The 25944-nt window shown below is 49.8% G+C and carries 20 protein-coding genes and 1 pseudogene; 19 read left to right on the top strand and 2 right to left on the bottom strand.

Annotated elements, in window-relative coordinates; genetic code table 11:
* Positions 1-9 precede the first annotated feature (9 nt).
* From AC1DLI_RS16325 to AC1DLI_RS16285, 9 genes are all read left to right on the top strand, one after another.
* The gene (locus AC1DLI_RS16325; protein WP_477604292.1) at positions 10-2022 is read left to right on the top strand and encodes a glutaminase family protein; all 2013 of its coding nucleotides are present in this window, start codon (positions 10-12) and stop codon (positions 2020-2022) included.
* Positions 2023-2226: 204 nt separating this feature from the next.
* Positions 2227-3204: an ABC transporter ATP-binding protein gene (locus AC1DLI_RS16320; protein ID WP_477604290.1), complete on the top strand. Its 978-nt coding sequence runs from the start codon at positions 2227-2229 to the stop codon at positions 3202-3204.
* On the top strand, positions 3204-4007 hold the full coding sequence (locus AC1DLI_RS16315; protein WP_477604288.1) for an ABC transporter permease: 804 nt from the start codon (positions 3204-3206) through the stop codon (positions 4005-4007). Before AC1DLI_RS16320 ends, AC1DLI_RS16315 begins: the two co-directional genes overlap by 1 nt.
* Positions 4008-4012: 5 nt before the next feature.
* On the top strand, positions 4013-4795 hold the full coding sequence (locus AC1DLI_RS16310; protein WP_477604286.1) for an ABC transporter permease: 783 nt from the start codon (positions 4013-4015) through the stop codon (positions 4793-4795).
* Positions 4796-4895: 100 nt separating this feature from the next.
* Positions 4896-5804, top strand: coding sequence for an HPr(Ser) kinase/phosphatase (gene hprK / locus AC1DLI_RS16305; RefSeq protein WP_308999719.1), 909 nt, complete (start codon positions 4896-4898; stop codon positions 5802-5804).
* A 145-nt stretch (positions 5805-5949) separates the two neighbouring features.
* Complete coding sequence (locus AC1DLI_RS16300; protein WP_308999720.1) at positions 5950-6402, top strand: GyrI-like domain-containing protein; 453 nt, start codon at positions 5950-5952, stop codon at positions 6400-6402.
* Positions 6403-6523: 121 nt separating this feature from the next.
* The gene (locus AC1DLI_RS16295) at positions 6524-7000 is read left to right on the top strand and encodes a hypothetical protein (RefSeq protein ID WP_477604283.1); all 477 of its coding nucleotides are present in this window, start codon (positions 6524-6526) and stop codon (positions 6998-7000) included.
* Complete coding sequence (locus tag AC1DLI_RS16290; protein WP_477604281.1) at positions 6997-7788, top strand: PhzF family phenazine biosynthesis protein; 792 nt, start codon at positions 6997-6999, stop codon at positions 7786-7788. Before AC1DLI_RS16295 ends, AC1DLI_RS16290 begins: the two co-directional genes overlap by 4 nt.
* Positions 7789-7792: 4 nt before the next feature.
* Entirely contained in the window at positions 7793-8047 is a 255-nt protein-coding gene (locus AC1DLI_RS16285) for a DUF2164 domain-containing protein (RefSeq protein ID WP_477604279.1), read from the top strand.
* 10 nt (positions 8048-8057) lie between these two features.
* Here AC1DLI_RS16285 and AC1DLI_RS16280 read toward each other — a convergent pair.
* A pseudogene (locus AC1DLI_RS16280) lies at positions 8058-10057 on the bottom strand (beta-galactosidase).
* Positions 10058-10307: 250 nt separating this feature from the next.
* Here AC1DLI_RS16280 and AC1DLI_RS16275 point away from each other — a divergent pair.
* From AC1DLI_RS16275 to AC1DLI_RS16240, 8 genes are all read left to right on the top strand, one after another.
* Complete coding sequence (locus AC1DLI_RS16275; protein ID WP_477604277.1) at positions 10308-11261, top strand: ABC transporter permease; 954 nt, start codon at positions 10308-10310, stop codon at positions 11259-11261.
* A gap of 27 nt (positions 11262-11288) precedes the next feature.
* Entirely contained in the window at positions 11289-12173 is an 885-nt protein-coding gene (locus tag AC1DLI_RS16270; protein WP_477604275.1) for a carbohydrate ABC transporter permease, read from the top strand.
* 88 nt (positions 12174-12261) lie between these two features.
* Entirely contained in the window at positions 12262-13857 is a 1596-nt protein-coding gene (locus tag AC1DLI_RS16265) for an extracellular solute-binding protein (RefSeq protein ID WP_477604273.1), read from the top strand.
* Between the two features lie 202 nt (positions 13858-14059).
* A complete protein-coding gene (locus AC1DLI_RS16260) occupies positions 14060-16405 on the top strand; it encodes a helix-turn-helix domain-containing protein (protein WP_477604271.1) in 2346 nt (781 codons plus the stop codon).
* A 149-nt stretch (positions 16406-16554) separates the two neighbouring features.
* Entirely contained in the window at positions 16555-19158 is a 2604-nt protein-coding gene (locus AC1DLI_RS16255) for an exo-rhamnogalacturonan lyase family protein (RefSeq protein ID WP_477604269.1), read from the top strand.
* Positions 19158-19832, top strand: coding sequence for a DUF1961 family protein (locus AC1DLI_RS16250; RefSeq protein WP_477604267.1), 675 nt, complete (start codon positions 19158-19160; stop codon positions 19830-19832). Before AC1DLI_RS16255 ends, AC1DLI_RS16250 begins: the two co-directional genes overlap by 1 nt.
* 27 nt (positions 19833-19859) lie before the next feature.
* Positions 19860-21125, top strand: coding sequence for an FG-GAP-like repeat-containing protein (locus tag AC1DLI_RS16245; RefSeq protein WP_477604265.1), 1266 nt, complete (start codon positions 19860-19862; stop codon positions 21123-21125).
* A 175-nt stretch (positions 21126-21300) separates the two neighbouring features.
* Positions 21301-22098 carry a helix-turn-helix transcriptional regulator gene (locus tag AC1DLI_RS16240; protein ID WP_477604263.1) on the top strand — a complete coding sequence of 266 codons (798 nt, stop codon included), beginning with the start codon at positions 21301-21303 and terminating at the stop codon, positions 22096-22098.
* 86 nt (positions 22099-22184) lie between these two features.
* On the opposite strand, the gene AC1DLI_RS16235 is transcribed toward AC1DLI_RS16240, so the two are convergent.
* Positions 22185-23357, bottom strand: a complete 1173-nt coding sequence (locus AC1DLI_RS16235) for a GGDEF domain-containing protein (protein ID WP_477604261.1) — start codon at positions 23355-23357, stop codon at positions 22185-22187.
* 130 nt (positions 23358-23487) lie between these two features.
* Between AC1DLI_RS16235 and AC1DLI_RS16230 the strand changes: the two genes are divergently transcribed.
* Entirely contained in the window at positions 23488-24615 is a 1128-nt protein-coding gene (locus AC1DLI_RS16230; RefSeq protein WP_477604259.1) for a glycosyltransferase family 4 protein, read from the top strand.
* 31 nt (positions 24616-24646) lie between these two features.
* On the top strand, positions 24647-25933 hold the full coding sequence (locus tag AC1DLI_RS16225) for a metallophosphoesterase family protein (RefSeq protein ID WP_477604257.1): 1287 nt from the start codon (positions 24647-24649) through the stop codon (positions 25931-25933).
* Positions 25934-25944 lie beyond the last annotated feature (11 nt).

Raw genomic sequence — 25944 nt, 5'->3', positions numbered from 1 at the left:
ACAGAGGAGATGTTTACAGTGTCCCACCCTTTTAGACCACCCTCCGTACCGCTCATTGCGGTAGATCCTTACTTCAGCGTCTGGTCGGCGGCGGATCAGCTATCCGATGATCATACGAAGCATTGGACCAACAAACGCAACAGCATGACCGGCATCATCAGGATAGATGGCAAGCCAAGCCTTTTTATGGGGAAGATCGAGCTGTCTGAAGATACATATGTTAACGAACCTTCAGCGATGCAGCAAACAAGCTTGAAGGTTGAAGCTTTAACCAGCACGTACACGTTTGAAGCGGACGGTATCGAGCTGGAGGCGGTATTTGCTACACCGCTGCTTCTTGATGATTTGGATGTATTATCAAGACCGGTTTCCTACATGACGTTCCGTGTTCGTTCGATAGACGGCAGGCCGCATGACGTTAAGGTATATGTCGATTTATCCGCTGACTTGTGCGTGAATACAGGGGATCAATCCGTAGGCTGGTCGCGCAAAACAATCAATGGCAATATCGCCGCCATGCGTATGGGTACCGAGGAACAGCCGGTATTAGCGCGTACCGGAGACGATACGAGGATCGACTGGGGATACGTTTATTTGGCAGCGCCACACACAAGCAGTCTTGAAACAACGATTCATTCTTATCAGGTAAGAAAACAGTTCTTGGAAACCGGCGAATTGCCGCAGGGAGACGATGAATCTCAGCCGCGCCCCGCTGCGGAAAATACGCCGGTCATGGCTGCCGTATTGGATTTCAACCAGGTAAATGAACGGCAAGCATCACAATACGTGATCGCAGCATACGATGACATTCAGTCGATCGAATATTTTGGCAAGAGATTGGATGCTTATTGGCGCAGGACAGGGATGACGTTCGAGGAAATGTTGGACTTGGCTGTGGAGCAATATGAAGAAATCCAAACGAAATGCGATACTTTCAACCGTAAGCTGACACAAGAGAGCGGAATGGCGGGCGGTGACAGCTATACGAATTTGCTCTCGCTTGCATACCGGCAGGCCATTGCGGCGCATAAGCTGGTTAGCGATGAAAACGGAGATATCTTGTTTTTCTCCAAAGAAAACTTCAGCAACGGCTGCATCGCCACCGTGGATGTCAGCTACCCGTCAATTCCGTTATTTTTGCTCTATAATCCCGAGCTGGTTAAGGGCATGATGAGGCCGATATTCAGATATGCAGACAGCGAGGCTTGGAAGTTTAATTTTGCGCCGCATGATGTGGGCTGTTACCCGAAAGCAAACGGCCAAGTATACGGCGAGAATGAGCCAGAAAACCAGATGCCGATCGAAGAATGCGGGAATATGCTCATTATGGCCGCTGCGGTTTGCTTATATGAGAAAGATGCGAGCTTTGCCAGAGAACATTGGGATCTTTTGACAAAGTGGGCCGGTTATCTAAAAGAACACGGAATGGACCCGGACAATCAATTGTGCACAGATGATTTTGCTGGTCATTTGGCTCATAATACGAACCTTTCGATTAAAGCGATCATCGGAATCGGCGCCTATTCCATTTTATGCAAAATGCTAGGGGAGAAAGAGGCGGACGTTTATTATGAAGCGGCTGAAGAAATGGCAGCCAACTGGTCGAGTATGGCGAAGGCAGGCGATCATTACAAGCTAACCTTTGACAGCACACCGGAAACTTGGAGTTTGAAGTATAATCTGATTTGGGACCGTCTATTCAGGCTTCACCTGTTTCCGGAAAATATTATCGAGGAAGAAATTCGATATTATACTACCAAACAAAATAAGTACGGTGTTCCGCTCGATAGCAGAAACACGTATACGAAGCTAGATTGGCTCGTTTGGTGCGCAGCCATGGTGGAGTCCAAAGTAGATTTTGAACAGATGATTGATCCAATACTGCATTTCTTGAACGAATCTCCCAGCCGGGTTCCAATGACCGATTGGTATGATACGTTGACGGGCGAGCAGTTGAACTTTCAAAACCGATCTGTCGTCGGCGGCCTTTTTATCCGGTTATTGCGTCCTGTTTCATCCTAATTTGCACCAAAAAAATCGCTCTTTGTCCGGTCCCTTGCGGCTGGCTGGGAGCGATTTTTTTTTATAGTAACCGAAATATGATCGGGAAAAAATTAATGAGAGTCGCTTTAATTCCGCTCCGAATGACGTGTTTGAAAAAGGATTGACACAACATAGGTTTGATGTTAATATTTCCCTCTCAAATCTTGTGCGGAGGTAACATGCGTGATAAAAGTTCATGGTTTAAGCAAAGCCTACCAGGTTGCAAAGCGCTCGTCCGGCGTTAAACAGGCGGTGAAAGCATTATTCAGAAGGGAATATAAAATCGTGGAAGCGCTTAACGATATTTCCTTCACGATCGAGCCAGGCGAGATCGTAGGTTATATCGGTCCTAACGGCGCCGGGAAATCCACGACGATTAAGGTCATGAGCGGGATACTCGTGCCGGACAGCGGCACTTGTACGGTTATGGGGTACACGCCATGGAAGGATCGGGTTGCCTATGTGAAAAATATTGGTGTGGTCTTCGGCCAACGTTCCCAGCTGTGGTGGGATGTTCCGGTTATCGATTCCTTCGACTTGCTCAGGGATATTTATAAGGTGCCAGAGGAGGAGTATAGAAGTACGCTGGCTCTGCTTACAGAAACGCTGGAACTGCAGGAAATTATTCAAATGCCGGTCAGGCAGCTTAGCTTAGGACAGCGGATGCGCTGCGAAATTGCGGCTTCCCTGCTGCACAGTCCAAGCGTGCTGTTCCTTGACGAGCCAACAATCGGTTTGGATGCGGTGTCCAAAATAGCCGTTCGCCGCTTCATCCGGACGATTAATGAAGAGAAGGGCGTTACCATTATTCTGACTACGCATGACATGAACGATATCGAAGCGCTGGCGAACCGCATTATTCTCATCGGTAAAGGAAAACTGCTGTACGACGGCAGCCTGAGTGCGATACGCAGTCAATTTGGCACGCAAAAAACAATGACGGTCGTCTACAACCATCATTCGGAGCCTTTGCGGGTGGATGGAGCGACCGTGGAGTCTTGGTCGCCCGAACGGGCCGTGCTTCGCGTCGATACGGCGGAGATCGTCATAAGCGAGGTGTTGATCCGTTTGTCTGAGCAGGTTGACCTGCTTGACGTCACGATCGACACGCTTCCGATTGAAGATATGATTGTACAGCTATATAAGGAGCATCAAATATAATGCGGGCCTATGTCTCGGTTTTTAAGCTTCGGCTGAAGAACGGATTGCAATACCGAACCGCAGCGCTTGCGGGGATGGCGACGCAATTTTTCTGGGGCTTCGTCATCATCATGGTATTTGAAGCGTTTTACAGCGGTACTGCCGTTCAGACCCCGATTTCATTATCGCAGCTCATTACCTATGTGTGGCTGCAGCAAGCCTTTTTGGCCTTCGTCATGTTATGGTTCCGTGATAATGAGTTGTTTCAGCTCATAACGACGGGCAACATTGCCTATGAACTGTGCAGGCCGAATGAAATCTACGGACTATGGTATGCCAAACTTCTTGCGCAGCGGCTTGCGAGCGCCCTCTTGCGGAGCATTCCCATCTTGGCGGTTGCCTTCTTCCTGCCGCAGCCTTACCGGATGCCGCTTCCGTCAGACCTTGCAGCTTTATTATTATTTATCATCGCGCTGCTGTTAGGACTGCTTATGATCGTATCACTTTCCATGCTGATGTACATCTCCGTGTTTGTCACGCTTTCCCCCGCAGGCTCGCTGCTGATGTTTGGCGTAATTGGGGAATTTCTTGCAGGCATGGTCATCCCGGTTCCGCTAATGCCAGCTTGGCTTCAAGATATCGTCTACGTGCTTCCATTCCGCTGGACCGCGGACTTTCCATTCCGCGTCTATTCCGGACATATCTCAAAGGAAGAAGCGTTGATCGGTATCGGCATTCAACTCGTTTGGTTTGTTGTTTTGGTCAGCATCGGCAGGGTGGCGATGGCCAAGGCATTGAACAAAGTCGTCGTTCAAGGAGGGTAAGCGAAATGAGCTTGTATGGAAAATACATCGTTATCCTATTCAAATCGCAAATGCAATACAGGACCTCGTTTTGGCTGCTGGCCTTTGGGCAATTTCTTGTGCCATTCACGGTATTCGCGGGATTGTATTTCATGTTTGAACGCTTCGGACAGATCAAGGGCTGGAGCTTCCACGAAGTGGCCCTTTGCTTCTCGATAATTCACATGGCTTTTGCTATTAGCGAATGCTTCGCTCGCGGCTTCGATTCGTTTTCGAGCTTGGTTAGCAACGGAGATTTTGACCGTTTACTTGTCCGTCCCCGCGGCACGGTGCTTCAGGTGCTTGGCTCGAAGTTCGAATTCACCCGCGTTGGCAGGCTGCTGCAAAGCGTGATCATTTTGAGCTGGGCAATCAGCAGGCTGTCGATTGATTGGACGGTGCTCAAGATCATCACGCTTCTCTTGATGATCGCAAGCGGCGTTTTTATTTTTACGGGAATATTTATGCTGGCTGCAGCGATGTGCTTCTGGACGGTTCAGGGGCTGGAGATCGCAAATATATTCACGGACGGCGGCAGAGAGATGGCGCAGTATCCGCTAAATATTTATCAGAAATGGGTAAAACGTTTTTTCACCTTCATTATTCCTTTTGGGTGCGTCAACTACTTACCCTTGCTTTACCTGCTGGACAAAGCGCCTGGGAATCAGCTGCCGTACATGCTGGCACCGCTGTCCGGCATTCTCTTTATTATCCCTTGTCTGCTGGTATGGCGCTTTGGGGTTCGTCATTATCGCTCCACGGGCTCATAGATGATGACGATTTGGTTACAGCGGCAGGGAAATGATGAGAGATGTGGAAACGCTATAATGAAATGAATGGAGATTATAACGGCTAAGGGGGAACAGCATTTTGAAATCGATAGCGGTCCGAGAGCTCGCGGCGCAGTTTTCATTAGAGGTGCTGGCGGGTGTCGATCAGTTGGAGCGGCAGATTGTTAAGGCGAGAGCTTACCGTCCAGGCCTGGAGTTTGTCGGATATTTCGAGTTTTTTCCGCAGGAGCATATTCAAATCTTAGGCAAGAAAGAAATAACGTATTTGCATAGCCTAACCGAGGCTGAGCGAAATCACCATATAGGAAATATCGTTAAATATCATCCGCCGTGTTTCATCGTAACTGCTGGTCAAGAAGGATTGAAGTATCTGACCAAATATTGCGATCAGGAGGGCATCCCGCTGCTGCGAACTAACGTGGTGACGGCGCAGTTTCTCGGGATGCTGGATGCGTATCTCCTTAAGACACTCGCACCTGAAATTTCCATTCACGGCATCTGCTTGAATGTGTCGGGCATCGGTATTTTGCTCCGCGGCAAGTCGGGCATTGGAAAGAGTGAAACCGCGCATACCTTGATACGGCGAGGCTCCAGACTAGTGGCGGATGATATCGTCGTGCTGAAGAAGCTGAGCTCACGAACGCTGCTGGGCACCCATAACGAGAAGACCAAGGAGTTTCTGGCCTTGCGCAGCATTGGGCTTATTAACGTCGTGAGACTATACGGCAGGCAAGCCTTTCAGGACGAGACGAGAATCGTACTGGACATTGAACTGACAAAGTGGCGGGACAATGACCTGAACAATGATTTGGAGCTGGAGCCTAAGTTTACGGAATACATGGGCGTACAAATCCCGCATATCGAAATTCAGCTTCAGCCCGGAAGGGATGTTGCCGGATTAATTGAAGCGGCTGCGAACAATTGGTATTTGAAGCAGCAGGGATACAGCGCAGTGGAAGAATTCATGAAACGCTTGGAAGTTGAATAAGCTCTTTGTAGCACGAAGCTAACTTGGTACAAAGGATGATTAAAATGTAAACAACTATCCATTTCCTTGTAAAACATGATACACTATGGGCAGAGAAAGCTCATCCTAGCGCACAAGTCCTGACAGATCCGAAGGAGGAAATCGCGTGGAAAACTGCTCAATCGTAACAAAGCCTGCGCTTCATTTGGCAGGAATTAGCTATTGCGGTCCCTATTCATCCTTTCCGGATGAAGCGATCAGGCTGCAAACCGAGTTTTTGACACGCAAACATGAGCTCAACGACGCAGTCAAATCTACGGTGCTATACAGTCCGTATTTCGGAAATGAAGTGTTTGCCACTTACTGGGCAGCCTACGAGGTTCAGCATCTGGAAGAAGTTCCGCTAGGCATGGTACAGTTCACCATTCCCGAACATCGTTACGCGATGGTCGCCTGCTCCAATAAAAGGATTGGCGAGGGGTATGAGCTGCTGCACGCTTGGATCAATGAGATGCGGCTAGAGAAGCAGGAAAACGCTGTGTCGCTGGAAATATTTTATATTGACGAGCATCATTTGGAGGAAGAGCCGGTCGAATTGCTTATACCTCTCAAAGGATAACTTATATGAAGTGCTTGCGCGCAAATGAACGGCATATGGAATGGCTGACATTCCATACGCCTCATTCTGCGAAGGCAGGCATTTTTTGTTTGAGGAAGTGAGAAGGAGAACCGTGATTGGATTGAAGAGAAACGACGGGATAGATGCGTTCATAAGTGGAACGACTCCAATACTGCGATATGGATTATTAGCCGGCGTGTTAAGCGGATTAGTTCTTGGCATTACCATGAAGCTGTTAGAAAGATTGACAGGGTCAGCAGTCTACATGCACCTCTTGAATGTTGATTTTATTCAGTGGCTGCCGCATCCACTGTCCGAACTGGCAGAATTTGCGCTGCATTTGATTGTAGCTCTGCCGCTTGGTATGCTTTTTTTGGTATTATTGCGGATTTGGAAATCTCCGCTTGGGCTCGGTCTAGGAATGGGCCTAGCCCTCGCATGCTGTACATGGATACCGCTGACCCAGCTATCGGAACGAGTACCATCCTCGGTCGATATTGCTGCTTTGATGTGGTGGATTACAGGCCATCTATTTTACGGCACAGTGCTGGCGTATTTCGGGAAATTGTGGATCGAGAAAGGAAGGGATAAAAAATGAGCTTTGCCTTATATATCGTAGATGCTTTTACCAAGGAACGCTTCAAAGGAAATCCGGCTGCAATCTGTTTCTTGGAGCAGCCGCAGTCAGAAGGCTGGATGCAGCAGGTAGCTGCGGAAATGAATCTGTCGGAAACGGCTTTTGTGGTTCCGGGTGAAGAGAGCTATGGCCTCCGCTGGTTTACGCCGACCGTAGAGGTGGATTTATGCGGTCATGCTACGCTTGCGACAGCGCATATCTTATGGGAATCTGGCAGATTGCCTCAAGGGGAGCAGGCACGTTTCATGACGAGAAGCGGGCTTCTAACAGCTAAACAAAGCGGAACATGGATCGACATGGATTTTCCCGCAGAGCCGCCTGTGGCTGCAGTTGCGCCAGAGGAGCTTGTTCAAGGGCTTGGACTTATTCCGCGATTCGTTGGCCGAAATCGGATGGATTTTTTCGTTGAGGTAGACAGCGAGGAGACGCTCCGAACCTTGCGTCCGGATTTTGGACTGCTTGCGAGGCTGGACGCGCGCGGCGTCATCATAACGAGCCGCGGGTCAGGCTCGCCTTATGATTTTGTATCGCGGGCATTTTATCCAGGCACGGGAGTTGATGAGGACCCCGTAACAGGCTCTGCTCATTGCGCGCTCGCGCCTTACTGGGCGAAGCGGCTTCGAAAGCAAGAGCTGGTCGGCTACCAAGCCTCAGAACGCGGCGGCGTCGTAAGGGTAAGGCCTGAGGGCGATCGCGTTTATTTGTCTGGACAAGCCGTAACGATTCTTAAGGGACAATTGGAGGAGTGAGACTATGTTGATGATGAAGCTGCCTAAGGAGCAGAAGGAGCAATTGGCCGCAAGAATCCAGCACTATTTCGAGCTGGAGCGCTCGGAGACGATCGGTTCGATCGCAGCGGAGCAGCTGCTTGATTTTATGATACAAGAAATAGGACCGCATCTGTACAATCATGCGATAAATGATGCGCGCAAAGCAGTACTTGAGCGAATGCAAACACTGGAGGACGAGCTTTACGCGCTGGAAAAGCCGATTGTCACGAAGCGTTAAAGATCATTGCTTATAGGGTGCCTTTGAATTGAATGGCCCGGTATTCGTATCTGCCTATTTCAAGGCGGCCGGGCGGCAGATACATATTTGAAACTGCATCGGTTCCCCCAACCGGAAGCGTAACGCTGCCGCCTGCGCCGTTCATGTTAATAACGATCCAGAACGTTAAGCCGTCACCTCTTCTAGGTGCCACGATAGTGCCGGGTGTCACATCTGACCGCAGGGTGACACCTGCTTCCATGCAGTAGTGGTCGATTAGCTTCTTCAGCATGGCATCTCCGTTTTCTCCTTGCGGCATCGAACCCAGCATAACGAGCTTTCCGCGGCCGTATTCCCGTTCCGTCAGAAATGAAAACCCCGGTGTTATTCCCTCTGCAACCGATCCGACAGCTTTGGCAGTCACCTCTCGCGGTTCAAATAAAGCACTCCACATCCCAAGCGGGGCTGTACAGCCGAAGGCTTTGCCCATTGCGCCGGTATCATCCATAGGATAGGTATGAACCGTCTCTACGCCTGCTTCATGCTCGAGCTTACCAAGCGCGGCATCCGTTGGCATCGTATGCTGCTCGGTTCTTCCTCCTGTCAGCGGGCCCGCGATCCAGATCCCGCCTTCTTTCACGAATGCTAGTGCCCGCTGCAGGTAATCTGCCGATACATACGGCATATAAGGTGTAAGCAGAAGCTTATAGCCCTCTAAGCGTGCCCCCTCCAAAAGCAAGTCACGATGAATCCCCATATGAAGCAATCGCGAATATCGGTCATTAAACCTCGGAAATTCAGCTTGCGCATGGGCTCTGTTTTAAAAAAAGCTTTTGATCGATCGGAGTAGCTCATCGCTACCTCAGCCTGCATTGGCTCGCTCGCCAGCAAAATAGGCTCCAACTCGTTTTTTGCCTTTGTCACCTCCAACACATTATGGTAGCCGATTGTCGGTTTACCCCATGTGCTTAAAACGGAACCGTGCAATTGCTCGCAGCCCGCGCGCTGCTGCCTCCAAAGCCAGTAACAAAACCCTCCCGCGCCAAGCGCGAAAGCGGCAACCGCTTCCGCTCGAACATAGCCGCTTGGATGCGGAACGGCATAGCTCTCCAAGGAACCGCTAAAGGAAGGGCTTGTCTCCATGATCCAAAAAGGTTTTCCGCGCTTTACGTTTCTCCATAAATCACAGTTGATCATATAAGCGGGAAAATGGCTTGCGGAAGCATAGGTGTCATAAGAAGCGAAATCCAGACCGTCAAACAGCTGTTCATTATCCAGATGAAAGGCAATGCTGCTGTTATGAGTAATCGGCGCTTTCGAATATGTCCTGATCATATCGGCCTGCTCCTTGGCGAAATCAGCAACCATTACCATTGAAAAGAGCTGATACATCGTCTTCAGCGAGGAATTATGAAGAAAAGGAACAGGGCCGGGCTGCGGAATTTCCTCGAAGGTTGAGTAACGCTCGCTCCATATTTGAGTCCCCCACGCATCATTCAACTGCTCGATATCGCCATATCGTTTCTCGAGCCAGCGATGCCATAGTCCAAGACAGCTAAGGCACATGCATTCTGATACATGTGCTTTAAAGTCATTATCAAGCTGCCAGCCTATGAGACCTGGCAGCGAACCGACAGCTCGCGCGATATGCTTCGTAATGATAGAGCTTCTCTTCTGAAAATAAGCGTTATTCGTACAAGCATGCTGCCTGGAGCCGTGGCCCATCGTTTCCCCGCGTTCATTAACATACATGCGGTCCGGATGGCCATGCGACAGCCAGATGGGAGGCGTGGCCGTCGGCGTGCACATGATGGTTTCAATTCCGTTTTCGTAAAGCCGCCCAATAACAGTGACAAAGAAGCTGAGGTCTATCTTTCCTTCCGTTGGCTCTAGGGTAGACCAAGCGAATTCACCGATGCGAACGACATTGATGCCTGCCGCAAGCATATAGGCAATATCCTGCTCCAGCACACCCTGCTCCCAGAGCTCCGGATACCAAGCAGCTCCGTGATAAAGCTTTTTACTCCGCATGCTTACCATCCTCTCCAATTCCATTTCTTCTACTGTAAGGAAAGGGGGGATTGCGAACAATCAGACTTTTTTGGCGGGTCCAGCAAGGGTATTAGGATAGTTTTGCAGGCTTTGCACTTTCTTGTGCGGCAGCGCGAAAGTCCTTATAAACCGGGGACAAAAATGTCTGATTGCCGGAAATCAAGCGATGTTTGCATAATGGGTGTACACCGCCGACGAGGCGATGAACGACATCCGGAGGTGAACGTTAATGAAGCAGGTTGCAGTTCCAAATGTAAACAAGCCATCTTCCGGCTACCGACCGAATGTGCTGCGCAGGCTGCAAAAGGACAAGTGGCTTTATTTTCTGCTGCTGCCAGGCTTGCTGTATTTCTTACTATTCAAATATGTTCCGATGTGGGGCGTGCTGCTCGCCTTCAAAAACTATCAGCCTTATACAGGCTTTTGGAACAGTGAATGGGTGGGTGTGGAGCATTTTCGGTTGTTTTTCTCAAACCCTGAGTTCTTCATGCTGCTGCGCAACACGCTGCTCCTATCCTTTTATAATTTATTGTTTTTCTTCCCGGCGCCAATCATTTTAGCGATATTGCTGAATGAGGTACGGATCGCATTCTTCAAACGCTCGGTTCAAACGATGATTTACGTGCCGCATTTTATTTCCATGGTTATCGTAGCCAGTATGACTTATGTATTTTTGACCACGGCAGGCGGTCCGGTTAACGAACTGATTTATGCGTATACGGGTCAAAAAATCGAGTTTCTAGCGAGTCCGGATTGGTTCCGTCCGATTATTATTTTGCAAACGATTTGGAAGGAATGCGGCTGGGGAACGATTATATTCCTCGCAGCGCTCGCAGCTGTAGATGTCGAGCAATATGAAGCGGCGATCATGGACGGGGCTAACCGCTGGAAACAAATCTGGCATATTACGCTGCCGTCGATCAGCAGCACGATTATTATTTTGCTTATCCTAAGGATGGGGAACGTGCTTGAGAACGGCTTTGAACAGATTTACCTGCTGCTTAACCCGCTTAATCGCGAGGTCGCCGAGGTATTCGATACTTACGTCTATATGATGGGGATTACGCAAGGGGCTTTCAGCTACAGTACGGCGGTTGGTTTGTTCAAATCGATTATCGGAGTCATTCTCGTGCTCGGAAGCAACTATCTAGCGAAAAAATTCGGTCAATCCGGACTCTACTAAGGAGTCGCGAGAGAAAGGAGCAGGCTTGTGGCAAAAACATATCGAACGGTTTCGGGTACGATTTTTGACGTGGCTAACTATCTCTTTTTGGGCATGTTCGCCATTGCGGCAATTCTGCCGTTTATTTATGTCATTTCCGGTTCCTTCGCGACGGATGCGGAGCTGACGAAACGGGCGGTATTTCTTATACCGGAGACATTTTCCATAGCAGCCTACGAGTTTATATTTTCAACCAATACGATTCTGAAAAGCATTGGCGTATCGATGTACGTAACGATCATTGGAACGGCTGTCAATTTGTTTTTCACCGTTACGATGGCCTATCCGCTCGCACGCCGCAGCTTAATGGGAAGAAATACGGTCCTTAACCTGGTTGTTTTCTCGATGCTGTTCGGCGGCGGGATGATTCCGACTTATCTGGTCATCCGCGAGCTGTCGCTGCTGGATTCGTATTGGGCGCTTATTTTGCCCGGCGCGATTAGCGCGTTTAATTTGATCATCGTCAAAAACTTTTTTCAGGAGCTCCCGCCTGGGCTGGAAGAGGCTGCAAAGATCGACGGCTGCACGGAGCTTGGCCTGCTCTGGAGAATCGTGCTCCCGCTTTCTAAACCGGTACTCGCAACCTTTACGCTGTTTTATGCGGTAGGGCATTGGAATGATTTCTTTGCCGCGCTGCTCTACATTAACAATCCGGAAAAATGGCCGCTGCAGGTGCTTCTCCGTCAAATCGTGCTGCTGTCGCAGGCTGCGGCGGGCGACCTGAATTCCATGGACCCGAATTTCGTCAAGCCGCCTGACCAATCGATCAAAATGGCCGTCATCGTTGTTGGAACCGTGCCTATTTTGATGGTCTATCCGTTTCTCCAGAAGCATTTTGCCAAAGGCGTGCTGATTGGATCGATTAAGGGCTAATCCCGGTAACGTCCGACTGCCGGATGGTTGATTGGCCGAAGGCAGGCGGTTTTACGATATAATACAAATAACTAAGGGAGGTACATGCATGAAAGGAACTCGGATCAAAGGGAAAAAATGGGCATCGCTGCTGCTGGTCGGAACGCTTGCCGCAGGTACGCTTATCGGTTGCTCGCAGCAAAATAACGGAGCGAATAACGGGGCATCCGGTACGGCATCCCCGGAAACGGCGCCGACAAACGGAGGCAGCCAAGCAGAAACCCCGCTTAAGCTCAGCATCATGCTGCCGATTTTCAAAACGAATTATCCGAAGGACGATAGTCCCGTTGCCGCCGAGCTAGAGAAGAGCACGAACTCGGACATTCATTTCGAGTGGGTGCCGAATGCATCCTATGTGGATAAATTCAATATTACGCTGGCATCAGGCAAGCTGCCGACGATTATGTATGTGCCGGACGTGAAATCGCCAAGCTTCGTGAATGCGGCCAAATCAGGCGCTTTTTGGGAACTGGGTGGCTATCTCAAGGATTATCCCAACCTGAGCGGAGCCAACCCCGTAATCTTAAGCAATTCCTCCATCGAGGGGAAAAATTATGGCATTTATCGGGGCCGAGCGCTGGGGCGAAACGGCGTTTATTACAGGAAGGACTGGCTGGATAACGTAGGGCTTCCCGTACCGGAGACGATTGATGATTTCTATAACATGTTGAAAGCGTTTAAAGAAAAGGACCCGGACAAAAACGGCAAAGCAGACACGTATGGCCTTGTGCTTGTGAAGTGGACCGGTCAATGGTCCAGCGGCTTCGATAACATCAAATTATGGTTCGGAGCGCCGAACAAATGGGGCGAATCAGACGGTAAGCTTGTGCCCGAGCATATGACGCCGGAATACCTAGATGCTTTGAAATTTATGAAAAAACTGTATGACGAGAAGCTTATTAACCAAGATTTTGCCATTATGGATTCCGCAAAATGGACCGATCCGCTCGTAAACAACCAGGCTGGCGTTATTATTGACGTAATAGACGGCGCTGCCCGCGTCGATGACAAAATCCATGCAGCGCTCGTGGCAGAAGGAAAGGATCAGCCGGATCAGCATTTCATGGACGTGTTTAGCGGCGTGAAGGATGCGGAAGGCGTGCTTCACACACTGCCAACCTCTGGATTTGCGGGTATGCTCGCTGTGCCGAAATCGTCGGTTAAGACGGAAGACGAGCTTAAACGCGTTCTGGCATTCATGGATCAGCTTAATGCGCCAGAGCTGCAAACAATGCTTGGCTATGGACTCGAAGGTAAGCATCACACGATCGAAGAGGACTCGGTCGTGATGAGTAAGGATACCGTGCTGCTGGAATCAGAGGTAGAGGGCCTTAATCAAATGCTGACCTTTATTCCGGAGGACCGCTCGAAGAAAGTAAAGCAAACGCCGCTAAGATTGAAACAAACGGAGCTTCAAAAGGAGAATGAGAAATATATCGTAACGAATCCGGCAGAACCGTTCATCTCTCAGGTTTACACCGAGAAAGGCGCGCAGCTTGATAGTATATTAAATGACGCGCGCATTAAATTTATCGTTGGACAGATTGATGAAGCGGGCTTCGCTGCAGCCATCGAGCTATGGAAGAAAAACGGCGGCGACGATTTGATCAAAGAAATGAATGAGCTTTACGCAGCAAGCAAATAAATTAAGCAGCATAATAGACAGAGTCCGCTTTGAATTCAGCGGGTCTCTGTCTATTGGCATAATCCGAAAGAACTATAAAAGAAGTAAAAAAAAGGTCTTGTTCATTTCCTCAATGCGAGATATTCTTGGACAATGGAATTGAATGCGTTTACATTAATGGGTTAATGATGGGAAATACATTTCAGATTCGGTTGGTGAGAATATGCTGAAGGAATTGAAATCAAAGATCATCGCTGGCAAAACAACGAAAAAAGGCACGAAGCGGCGCTTTTACAGGAAAAGCTTAATTATGATTCTGCTAGTAGCCAGCATACCTGGCTTAATAACTGGCGCGCTCGTGTATGGCATCGCTGGCGGGCGGCTGGAGAGTGAGCTGCTGCAAATGCACAACACGCAAATCGAGCAGAGAGCCCGAAACATAGACATGCAATTAACGAATTTGGAGCTGACGCTCTCCCATTGGGCATTTGACTCGAAATTTGATTACAGTCTCGAAAGCCGCAATTTCATTCAGGATTTCGAGAAGGCGAGAGACATATCTAAGACGCTGCTAGTTATGCAGGGCTCGAATACAATAAATAAGACCGTTGAGCTGTATTTAGGCGGAGACAAGGAGCCTGTGTTATTCGAGCCTGAATACACTCCTCTTACGAATAAGCAGGAACGTAACCTCTACGAGGGATTGCTGGAATCCGACAAAGTAACCTATTGGACCGAAATGTCGTTTGAACCGCAGCGTCCCGAGAACAAGGAGCTGACGCTGGTTCACCATATTCCGGGGGGCAGCTTAAAACCTTTCGGAGCGTTGTTAATCCGTCTCGACAAGGAGAAGGTTGCGGATATGCTTCGCACAATGACCCCATATGACGGCGGAGAAACCTTTTTCCTGCAGGACAATGGAACGCTGTTTGCATCCACGGGCACCAATACCTATGAATCTTCCTTTGTTACTGCGTTAAAAGCGGAAATAACCGCCAATGGACAAAATGAAGGCTCCTTTTTTCTTGATTGGGAGGGGGCTACCTTTACTGTAACCTATGGCAAATTTTCTAGAATTGCAGACAGCTGGACTTACATCTCCGCATCTCCGATCACAAGCATCACGGAGCCAGTCGTATTTATATCAAAAATCATTTTCACGGTCAGCCTTAGCGCCTTGCTGCTTGCTGCGCTGCTGGCATGGTTTGCTTCGCGTACCATTTATTCTCCTGTCAACCGGCTGTTGAACCTGCTTACCGCCGGCAAAGCGCTGCCGCAGGAGCAGGGCGATGAATTCTCGCTGATCGAGCGGCAATGGCAGCATCTCAGCAGGGAAAGCACGGAACTTCATTCGAAGCTTTCGGAGCAGCTCCCCTATGTGAAGGAAAGCTTTCTGCATCAGCTGCTGCAGGGCTACTTGTTCGCGTATTCGGAAGAGGATTTGCTCGGTAGAATGGAACGTTATAAATGGCAGGTGGATCATCATCGTTTTATCGTCGTCTATATGCAGCTAACAGGTATGGCCAGCCTGGAAGGGAAGTTCAAATACGGTGACGAAGGTCTTGTCACGTTCGCGGCGGTTAATATGATCGAGGAGTTCGCTTCGCAGCATTTCGAACAAAGCAAAACGATAAATTTCCATGATCTTGCAGCGGGTCTGCTGTTGATTGTGCCGAAGGAGAGCTCCTACGCCGAGGCGCTGCAAGCGTTTGGCGCGGAGCTCACGCATGCGGTCAATCATATATTGAACATGCGTCTTACGATTGCCGTCAGCGAACCGACGGATACCATCGCTGACATCCCATTATCCTTCGAAGAGGTAAAACATGCGGCGAGCCAGCGAAACGTCGAGAACGAGAACCAGTTAATCGATATCGGCAAGCTTCACGCGCAAGGAACTGGCAGTGACGAGCCGCAGTATCCATTTACTTTGGAGAGGGAATTCATTCAGGCGCTGAGAACGGGACAGGAATCGGAAGCGGATGAGCTGCTGCGTGCGTTTCTTGAAGCATTGTCCTGCAAAGGCGCGAAGGCCGTTGATGTGCAGCAGGGCATGCTCCATCTGCTCGGCAGCGTCCAGCATGCCATCATGGTTTCCGGCATACAGCCGACAAGGCTGTTCAAATGCGTGAATTTGTATGAGCAGCTTTCGCAAATACGCGAGCCGCAGCTTATTTTGGCATGGTTCCAAGAACGGGTGTGCACACCGTTTATGAAAGAGCTGGGAGGGCGTTCGGATGCTCAGGTGAAGAGACTGATCGAACATGCCATGATTTATTTGCAGCAAAATTTCATGAAGGATATTTCACTCGACAATTGCGCGGACCATATCGGCGCCAATCCGTTTTTCTTAAGCAAATCGTTTAAGCTGGTGACGGGGAAAAATTTCATTGATTATTTAACCGGTCTTCGCATGGACAAGGCAAAGGAGCTGCTGCGAGAATCCGGGCTCAAAATAAATGACGTCGCCGAGCAGGTCGGCTATCAGCATAGTTACTTTAACCGGATATTCAAAAAGCTCGAGGGGATGACACCTTCCAGATACCGTGAGCTGAGCCAAGCGAAATAAGGGCTTGCAATAAAGTGCAAAACGATAAAAAATGTGCAAGCCTGACGATAACGGCAAGCAAAAATGTCTCATTGTTAGCAAACGATAGCCTCTGTAGGATAGGTGGTACGCTTCAAGCAAACCCAGCTATTCTAAGGAGGCTTTTTACGATGTCATTACACGTATCCGTTAAGCTGCGTTGGTTAAAAAATAAGGTGTCGGCCCCGGTAGGCGTAACCTTTGGCATTCCATGGAAGGAAGGGGATTTGAAACGGGAGGAAACGCTTGTCCTTCGGCAGGAAGAGACCAATGAAAAGGTCGCGATGCAAAGCTGGCCTGCCGCCTATTGGCCTGACGGCAGCGTCAAATGGTCTGCGCATGCCGCTGTCTCCATGGCATCCGGCCTCGGCGGCCTAGAGGTCATTAAAGGAAACGAGACTGAAGCAGGCTGTTCCGTTACCGTGCGGGAAACCGATGAATCTATCGTGCTGAATACCGGTGTTATAGAGGTTGTCGTGCCTAAGCAAGGCGATAAGGTAGTAGACCGAATCCGCCGAAACGGGGTTTTGTTAAGCAGCGGCGGCAAGCTCGTTTCAATCAAAGAAAGCCGCAGCGCCGTTGCCGGCGTCAAGACGACCCGGGAGGAAAGCTTCACCTGCAGCTTTCATAAAGTGACCGTCGAGCAAAGCGGTCCGGTGAGAGCCGTCGTTAAGCTGGATGGAAGACATCGCTCGGATTCCGGAACGAGGGAATGGCTCCCGATTTCACTTCGCTTATATGTATACGCAGGACTTGAAACGATCCGAATCGTTCACAGCTTCCATTATGACGGTAATCCGCACTCGGACTTTATAAAAGCTTTAGGAATCGCATTTACCGTTCCGATGAGAGGACCCTTATATAACCGCCATGTTAGGCTTGCGGGCGACAGCGGCTTTTTTAGCGAATCACCCAAAACCTTGCATACCAGGCGCACGAAGGGAAAGTACAGGGAGCTTTTCGAGAAACAAACAAAAGGCGAGCAAGTAGCTTTTGATGCCGAGGATGATCAGTATTTTCTAAGTTTGCTGGATGATTCGGCCTTATGGGATGATTTCAAACTCGTACAGCGATCCGCTGACCATTATGGGGTATGGAAGCGGACGAAAGCCGAGTGCTGCTGGATCAAGGCGGCAGAGGGGAGAAGGGCGGGCGGCCTCGGTTATGTCGGCAGCGAAGGCGGGGGCTTAGCAGCAGGTTTGCGAAGCTTTTGGGAGAAGCATCCATCCGGACTGGAGATTGGAGGTACCGCAGGTCAAGAGGCAAAGCTTACCGTTTGGTTCTGGTCGCCGGACGGTGACGTGATGGACCTTCGGCATTACGATACGGAGACGCATGTGGAGTCTTCCTATGAAGGGGCAGAGGAACTGAGAGCAACGCCGTACGGCATCGCCAATACGAGCGAGCTGACGCTTTGGTGTACCTCGGAAACGCCGCAGCCTGAGCAATTGCAAGCCATGCAGGAGCAGACTGCCGCGCCTGCGATGCTTATCTGTGAATCAGATTACCTGCATGAGACACGCGCGTTCGGCCTATGGAGCCTGCCTGACCGCAGCACGCTGTCAAAGGCGCATTTGGAGGATCAGCTGGACGGAATCATTACTTTCTATCAGGCCGAGGTCGAGCAGAGGAAATGGTACGGCTTCTGGGATTACGGCGATTTCATGCACAGCTATGATCCGGTTAGACATGTGTGGAATTACGATTTGGGCGGCTGCGCTTGGCAAAATACCGAGCTCGCGCCAAACATGTGGCTGTGGGTCATGTTTCTCCGTTCCGGCAGGGAGGATATTTTCCGGCTTGCGGAAGCTATGACCAGGCATACGAGTGAAGTGGATGTCTATCATTTTGGCGAATATGCGGGGCTTGGATCGAGACATAACGTCGTTCATTGGGGCTGCGGCTGCAAGGAAGCGAGGATCGCCATGGCGGGGCTGCATCGCTATTATTATTATTTGACCGCGGATGATCGCATCGGAGATCTTATGGATGAGGTGAGAGACGCAGATTTCTCGACCGTGAGCCTCGATCCGATGCGTGCGTATTTTCCGAAGGACAAGCATAAGACCCACATCCGGATCGGACCGGACTGGGCGGCCTTCAGCTCAAATTGGATGACTAGATGGGAGCGCTTCGAGGATGAATCGTACCGAGACAAAATCCTAGTAGGCATTGATTGCGTTAAGCAGGCAAAATACGGACTTATTTCCGGTCCTACCTACGGCTATGATCCGGAGACCGGTATATTGTCTTCGCTTGGCGACGATAATTGGGGTCGGCATTTGGCCATATGCATGGGTGCGCCTCAGGTCTGGTTCGAGCTGGCCGCCATGCTGAAGGATCCGGAGTGGGAAGCGATGATGGCGGATTTCGGCGTTTTTTATAACCTGCCGCAAGAAGAGAAGGACCGGATTACCGGCGGCGAGATCAGCCACAGTAACTTCGGGCATCCCGTTCTCAGCGCTGCGATCGCAGCGTTCGGCGCTTATTATAAACAGGATGCAGCGGTTGCCAAACAGGTTTGGGGCATATTGCTTGAGAACCCGTTCGCTAAGGTCCAGCTTCAGCAGGCATCGGAAACGGTTACTTATGTTGGAGAATTGAACGAAATAGATTGGATGAATACGAATGAAGCGGCGCAGTGGTCATTAAATACAATCATCAGTCTGGCATTAATCGACGAGTGGCTGCCAGCGGCAGTGACAGAAACAAAAGCAACAGCCGAGGTTAAATGATGGCTGCGCATGAGTGGAAGCTGCTATATAGCAATCCGCTGAAGACAGCGGAGGATCTAACGGGCTTTCGGCTGGAAGGCGAGGCGGCCATGACATTTCCGAAGGGACAGCTTCGTATGGAAAGCGTGATGGAGCCAGAAGATGGTCAGCAATCTAACTTCGTATTGTGGTGTCCGGAAAGCTTTCCAAGCGATATGGCTGTGGAATGGGAGTTTAGGCCGATTCGGGAGCCAGGTCTGGCTATTCTTTTTTTCGCGGCAAGGGGAGCAAAAGGGCTTGATTTGTTTGACTCGTCATTTTCGACGCGTACCGGCGATTACGAGCAGTATCATCACGGTGAACTTGATGCTTATCATCTCTCCTATTATCGCAGGCGGTGGCCCGATGAACGGTCCTTCCAAACCTGTAATTTGCGCAAAAGCTACGGCTTTCATTTGGTCTCACAAGGGGCTGACCCGCTGCCCTCGGTCGCGGAATGCAGCGGTTTTTATCGAATGCGTCTTCAGATGCACGGTTCGCGCATTGATTTCTCGATCAATGAGCTGCCCATATTGTCTTGGGAGGATGATGCAGCGTATGGTCCTCCGCTCGGAGCGGGGAAAATCGGCTTTCGCCAAATGTCGCCATTTATAGCCGAGTACGCTAACCTGAGGGTATATGCACTTGACCAATAAATCACCTTCATGATTAGGAGGAGAACGATGAAACGAGAAACGGTAGATGCGGTCAAGCTGGGTCAGATCGATATAAGCGCAGCAGGGCCGCGATGCAAGATGCTGCTTGGCGATTTAAACGGGGACGGACGAATGGAGCTGCTGCTTGTACAGCCGGATAATCGGCGGGATGTACGATATATTCCCCATCAGGTGCAGTGTCTGACCGCATACGGTCTTGATGGGCAATTATTATGGCAAACAGGTGAACCGAGTACGGAAGCAGGCAGCCAAGGATCAGACTACCCCGCACAAATCTATGATATAGACGGTGACGGCAGGCTGGAGATTCTATGCGTCATGGATGAGATGTTCTATATCTTGGACGGCTCCACAGGAAAGAAGAAGGAGAGTTATTCCCTTCCGGATCCCCATGCCCATGATTGTATTATCATTGCGAATTTGTCCGGCGGCGATCGGCCGACAGACATCATCCTGAAGGATCGATACCATAAGCTGTGGGCAATGAATCGAAATTTTCAGCCGCTATGGACCTATGAAGGAAATCCGGGCCATTTTCCATGGGTTCATGATGTGAACGGGGACGGCAAGGATGAGGTGATGGCAGGTTATGATTTACTTGACTCCCAAGGTAGATTGTTATGGAGCTGCAAGGAGCTGGACGATCATGCCGATTGCATTTGGGTCGGTGACGTGAATGGCGACGGTATGCCAGAGCTCGTTATCGGCGGAAGCGTTACGGTCATGTATGACCGGGAGGGCAAGGAGCTGTGGCGTCATGCCGGGTCAGTCGAATCCCAGCATATTGCATTAGGACGTTTCCGCCCTGAACTGCCGGGCATGCAAATCGCCGGTCTAGATCGCCTTGTCCGTGAGGACAACGGGCTGGGTCTGCGGGGGAAGGATGCTTTGTTTCTCCTCGATTCGGAAGGACGAGAGCTGTGGAAGGAAGACCGCAAGACGGCAGGCTGGCTTACGATTATCGAAACCCTGCGTGGCTGGGAGCCGGGTGCCCCGGATTATATTCTCGCCTACCGCAGAGGCGGCGGTGTTTATCCGGCATTATATGACGGACACATGAATGAAGTGGTACGATTCCCATCGAACGGGTATGCCGTGCATGCGGACATGCTTGGGACAGGAATAGAGCAGGTTATCATTTATGACGATTTTACCGCAGCAATTTACTCAAGCCGTTTTATTGATCTAAAAGCGTACCCTGCAAGCGGGAAGCAGATCCCGCAGCCAAAACGGCTCTACAGCTCTACGTTATATCCGGGCGGTGAAGCTTAAGGATGTTGTTTGAACAAAAGAAACACGGCAGCCCCGGGTCATCGGCGCTGCCGTTTTTTCTATTATTTAACAAATATGCAGTAGCATAATCCTAAGAATTATGTTATTATAAATGCGAACACTAGTTCTATTTTGCGTGAAGGCGCTGATCCAAAGGCGAGAGGAAGATGCAGCTATGGTAACCGATCGATACTCAGAGATAGACGAAGTAATCGCATATATCCATGAAAATATTTTTGAACCGCTTCCGTTATCAAGGTTAGCGGGATATGCAGGCTACAGCAACTTTCATTTCACGCGAATTTTTAAAGAAAGAACAGGTCTATCTCCGTTATACTACGCATCCTCGCATCGGTTGCAGAAGGCAAAGGATTTATTGCTGCGAACAAACCTAAGCATCCGAGATATCAGCTTGGAGATCGGACAACAGAGTCTAGGTACCTTCACCTCTAGATTTACCGAAAAAGTAGGCGTGACGCCTGCCGAATTTCGGAACTCTGCTTTGCAAGCAGATCAACAGCTGCTTTCATTAAAGAAGCTAAAGGGATGGCAGTCACTTCATTTACCGGATAAGCAGCATGACCGGGTAGTGGGAAGCGTTGATGCGGAAGCGGATTTCGAGGGTATCGTTCTAATCGGCTTATTCGCCAAACCCATTCCGGAGGGGCTGCCTCTTTATGGAACGCTTCTTTCGTCATTGGGAGAATTTTGTTTAACCGATGTTAAGCCTGGCACTTATTATTTGATGGCGACATCAGTCTCTTGGGGCATGCAGGCCAAAGACATGCTGCTTCCGCATGCTACTTTGCGCACAAGATCGAAGGAGCCTATTGTCGTTACGCCGCATTTCTCCGTCCCGTACCAGAAGGTTACCCTTCATTCGCCACGCGCGGATGACCCCCCGATTTTGATTTCTCTTCCTTTGCTCATGGACAATTTCCTCAAAAAGATCATGCCGATACAAGAGGGCTAAGTTGACTTCTATTCGTATCAGAAACTTAAATTCTGTCCATCCGAGTACGCGGGAAAATAATGTCGTGATGGACAGAACGAATGGGGTTAAGCAAGCGTCTTTCTATGCGCGGCAGTGGATTTAAACGGAGTGACTTTGTTTTTTCCCGTTGATTTCGAGTGATACATGGCTTCGTCAGCTTGCTTAATCATTTCTTGAATGGATTTGCTCTCCTTAGAAGTACTAAACCCTATACTAAGCGTAACCATGGTCTCCTGTTCGACTCTGCGCCGAATGGATTCGGCTACGATCTCGGGCTTTACCCGATCGGAGCTCATGCAGCTGAGCAGTTCTTCTCCGCCATAACGCCCCGCAGAACCAATTCCGCTGGACTCCTCTTTGATAATTTCAGCAACCTGTTTCAGCACGCCGTCAGCCTTATGATGGCCATGTGTATCGTTCAGCTTCTTGAAATTATCAATATCGCAAAAAATAATCGCCATAGATTTGCTGCCTTGAAGCAGCAGCTCCGCCTTGGAATAAAAATGGCGCCGATTATACAATCCGGTCAAGCCGTCCATGATCGAGGATTGATAGGTATGCATGAGCCGCTCGATCACCCATTCAAAGAGCAGAATAAACAACAGCGTATAATAAATAATCGGAAGCAGCTGGCTAACCGAGGCCAGCCATATTAAAGATCCGTGAAAAACATAAGCATCCGCCAGTCTCGCAAGCTCGCTTGCGAAGAAAACAATTAAGCTGGCATAATATTTGGAGCTCATATCTGCGCTTCTCGTATCGAGCATAATCATGAAGATGACAATTAACCCATAAAAGTCGAGCGCAGGAAAGGTAAACGTCTGCGCATGGACAACCGTCTCTGCCGTAATGGGAGTAATCGCAAATTGTATGCCTGCAACAACGAGCGCCATCATACTCATAATGATAAAGGGGATGACTTTAAGCTGAGCAGACCTATGAGTATATAATTTCATGAAAACAAAGTTTATAATAATAAAAGAAATGATTTGCAGCACCGTAAAGCTTAAATAAAGATAGGGTGACAACGACCAGCCAGGATAAGCGAGAACGACAAGCAGGCATTGCTTAACGATGATCAGAGGGATGGCTGTAATCAGCAAACGATAAATTCGTTTGTTGCGATAGCTTACATATAGCCTAACTGACATGAAGAGCATTAGGATAAGGATAACGATAACAGCCGAAGATGAGAGCAGGAGTCCGTTTGGACCTGAAAGCCATTGTGTAATTGACATGAGTTAACCACCATTATCTAGGATTGATTGCAATAGCTTTACAGAAACATATGTTCTAATATATCATGTTTTACGGTGAACGAATAGTTGGCATACCTGTAACAAGTTACACCTCGAAAGGATGGGACACATGAATATTTTACAAGCCTTATTTTTCCCGCCGGAGCAGCCGGGCGGAGTTTCTTCCATGATCCCGTATATTCAAGATAGATTTATTAAGCTTGGCTGGCAAATGGAGTTGTTTTCCCTTCCTAAGCGGGTGAGAAGCAAAGGTCAAGAGGAGGTCAAATTCGAGACCTTCGATCATACCGTTTACAGCGGAAATGCAATGGTAGATAAATATATACAAACCTATAAAGATTACGTATGGTGGACGAAAATGCGCATTAAAAAGCCGTACGATATCATACATGCCCATCATCCGATCGCAGCCCTCGTCATGAAGCAGCTGTTCCCGGACACGCCGCTGGTTGTAACCATTCATTCCAGTTATGAGCGAGAGCTCATTTTGAACGGGAAAATCAAAGAAGGCGGGCCGGAGCATCAGTTTCTGATGAGCCTTTACGGCGAACTGGAGGCAAAAGCGGATCATTTGCTGACGGTATCCGAATCGTTTCGTACTTACATTGCTCCTCATATCAAGAAGCCCGAACAAATTAAGGTTATCCCGAACGGCTTTGACGAGAAGAGATTTAAGCCGATCTCCCATGAGAACGCGGTAACGCAGCTGATTACGGTGTGCAGGCTCGTTCCTGCGAAGGGGCTCGATGTGCTGCTGCATGCATGCGCGGCTTTGAAGCAGAAAGGGCATCCTTTCGTTCTCCATATCATCGGGGACGGACCCATTCGCGAGGAGCTTGAAGCGTTAGCGGTGGAGCTAGACTTATATGACGACATTATCTTTTACGGCTACATGCTGCATCCCGAAGAATTTATGCCGTTTTTTGACGTGTTCGTCCTGCCGTCGCGAGCGGAGGCGTTTGGTTCCGTATTCGCGGAAGCAGCTCTTTGCTGGCTTGCCCTGGTAGGCACCAATGTCGGTGGTATAGCCGAGCAAATTGAGGACGGCGTCAACGGATTGCTTGTACCGCCGGAGGATCCGGAAGCGCTGGCTGAAGCGCTGGAGAAGGTCGTTACCGATCCTTCTTATCGCTACCATTTGGCGAGAGCCGGCTCGGATAAAGCGAAAAAGGTGTATTCCCTTCAACGAGTTATCGCGCAGCTGAAAAAAGTTTATATCAGCATGAAGCCGGAATAAGGCTCATTCTATCGGAATAGGTGGTTAGGGGATGTCAGTACCGTTTCGATTCATTCATGCCGCAGATTTGCATCTGGATAGTCCTTTTCGCGGGCTTGCAAAAGCACCTCGCCGCGTTCGGGAGGCTTTAACCGAATCTACCTTCGATGCGCTGAGACAGCTGACGCAAGCTGCGATTAGCGAGCAAGTGGATTTTATCGTATTAGCCGGCGATTTGTTCGATGAGGCGGATCGCTCGCTTAGGGCGCAGCTTATGCTCGTACGGGAGTGGGAGAAGCTGGCGGAGCACGGCATTGCGGTTTATGTGATACATGGCAATCATGACCCGCTGAACGGGGCGCGGGCAAAATTAGCGCTTCCGTCAAATGTTTATGTTTTTGGAGCGGACCAGATGGAATATCGGCCGGCTTACCGCAAAAGCGGTGAGCTGGCTGCCTTTGTTTACGGAAGGTCCTACGGAACCCGTATCGTTTCCGAGAATATGGCTGCAGCGTATCAGATCGGAGCTGAAGCACCGTTTCATATCGCGCTGCTTCATGGCAATGTTGACGGCGACGGCACGCATGATCCATACGCACCGTGTGCGCTGGACGAGCTAATCGGCGGCAAAGGCTTTGATTATTGGGCACTTGGCCACATCCATCATCGCAGGGTGCTGCATGAGTATCCACATGTGGTATATGCCGGCAACGCGCAGGGAAGAAATCCGCGTGAAACAGGAGCAAAGGGCTGTTACTTGGTTGAAGTGACGGCTGCGAAAGCGATCGAACTGACTTTTTTGCCGCTGGATAAGGTCCGCTGGTACGAGAATGGATTCTCGATAGCCGGGATCAGCTCCGAGCAAGAGCTGCTGCAGCAGCTGGATGCTGAGCTGGACCGCGTTATGGCGGATTCGGACGGGCGGATGGTTATGCTGCGCTTTATCTTGAATGGCCGTGGGCCGCTGCATCAAAAGCTCTCAGACCCTGCGGTCATTCGGACGCTGCTTGAGCAGCTGCAGGAAGGAAGAAGCTTAACGGAGGACAATGTTTGGATCTATGTGTTTGGGCTGGAAGCGAGTACCGGAGCTGAGCTGAGCTGGCAGGAGCTGGCGGAAGAGGACAGCTTTGCAGGGGAGCTTTACCGGGTCAGTACGGAACTTGCACAAGACGAGCGGCAATGGCGGGATTTCGCGAAAACCGCGGTCGGACCGATTGCCGGGCATGCGAAGCTCGGAAGGCTTCTGCGGAGCCGGTGGGATGAGCTGCCGGAAAAGTGGCTGGAGCAAGCTCGCGAGCTTACGCTTGGCATGATCCATGGACAAGGCGGAGATGAATAATCTTGCGTGCC

It is taken from the genome of Paenibacillus sp. 01T443 (assembly GCF_056398325.1).
Note: the sequence above shows the minus strand (reverse complement) of the source record. Positions and strands in the feature narration are given on the sequence as shown.

Excerpts from the sequence above, each read along its gene's own strand:
- AC1DLI_RS16325 (WP_477604292.1), top strand. The coding sequence starts at position 10 with ATGTTTACAGTGTCCCACCCTTTTAGACCACCCTCCGTACCGCTCATT.
- AC1DLI_RS16315 (WP_477604288.1), top strand. The coding sequence starts at position 3,204 with ATGCGGGCCTATGTCTCGGTTTTTAAGCTTCGGCTGAAGAACGGATTG.
- AC1DLI_RS16310 (WP_477604286.1), top strand. The coding sequence starts at position 4,013 with ATGAGCTTGTATGGAAAATACATCGTTATCCTATTCAAATCGCAAATG.
- AC1DLI_RS16290 (WP_477604281.1), top strand. The coding sequence starts at position 6,997 with ATGAGCTTTGCCTTATATATCGTAGATGCTTTTACCAAGGAACGCTTC.
- AC1DLI_RS16285 (WP_477604279.1), top strand. The coding sequence starts at position 7,793 with ATGTTGATGATGAAGCTGCCTAAGGAGCAGAAGGAGCAATTGGCCGCA.
- AC1DLI_RS16275 (WP_477604277.1), top strand. The coding sequence starts at position 10,308 with ATGAAGCAGGTTGCAGTTCCAAATGTAAACAAGCCATCTTCCGGCTAC.
- AC1DLI_RS16265 (WP_477604273.1), top strand. The coding sequence starts at position 12,262 with ATGAAAGGAACTCGGATCAAAGGGAAAAAATGGGCATCGCTGCTGCTG.
- AC1DLI_RS16260 (WP_477604271.1), top strand. The coding sequence starts at position 14,060 with ATGCTGAAGGAATTGAAATCAAAGATCATCGCTGGCAAAACAACGAAA.
- AC1DLI_RS16255 (WP_477604269.1), top strand. The coding sequence starts at position 16,555 with ATGTCATTACACGTATCCGTTAAGCTGCGTTGGTTAAAAAATAAGGTG.
- AC1DLI_RS16250 (WP_477604267.1), top strand. The coding sequence starts at position 19,158 with ATGGCTGCGCATGAGTGGAAGCTGCTATATAGCAATCCGCTGAAGACA.
- AC1DLI_RS16245 (WP_477604265.1), top strand. The coding sequence starts at position 19,860 with ATGAAACGAGAAACGGTAGATGCGGTCAAGCTGGGTCAGATCGATATA.
- AC1DLI_RS16240 (WP_477604263.1), top strand. The coding sequence starts at position 21,301 with ATGGTAACCGATCGATACTCAGAGATAGACGAAGTAATCGCATATATC.
- AC1DLI_RS16235 (WP_477604261.1), bottom strand. The coding sequence starts at position 23,357 with ATGTCAATTACACAATGGCTTTCAGGTCCAAACGGACTCCTGCTCTCA.
- AC1DLI_RS16230 (WP_477604259.1), top strand. The coding sequence starts at position 23,488 with ATGAATATTTTACAAGCCTTATTTTTCCCGCCGGAGCAGCCGGGCGGA.
- AC1DLI_RS16225 (WP_477604257.1), top strand. The coding sequence starts at position 24,647 with ATGTCAGTACCGTTTCGATTCATTCATGCCGCAGATTTGCATCTGGAT.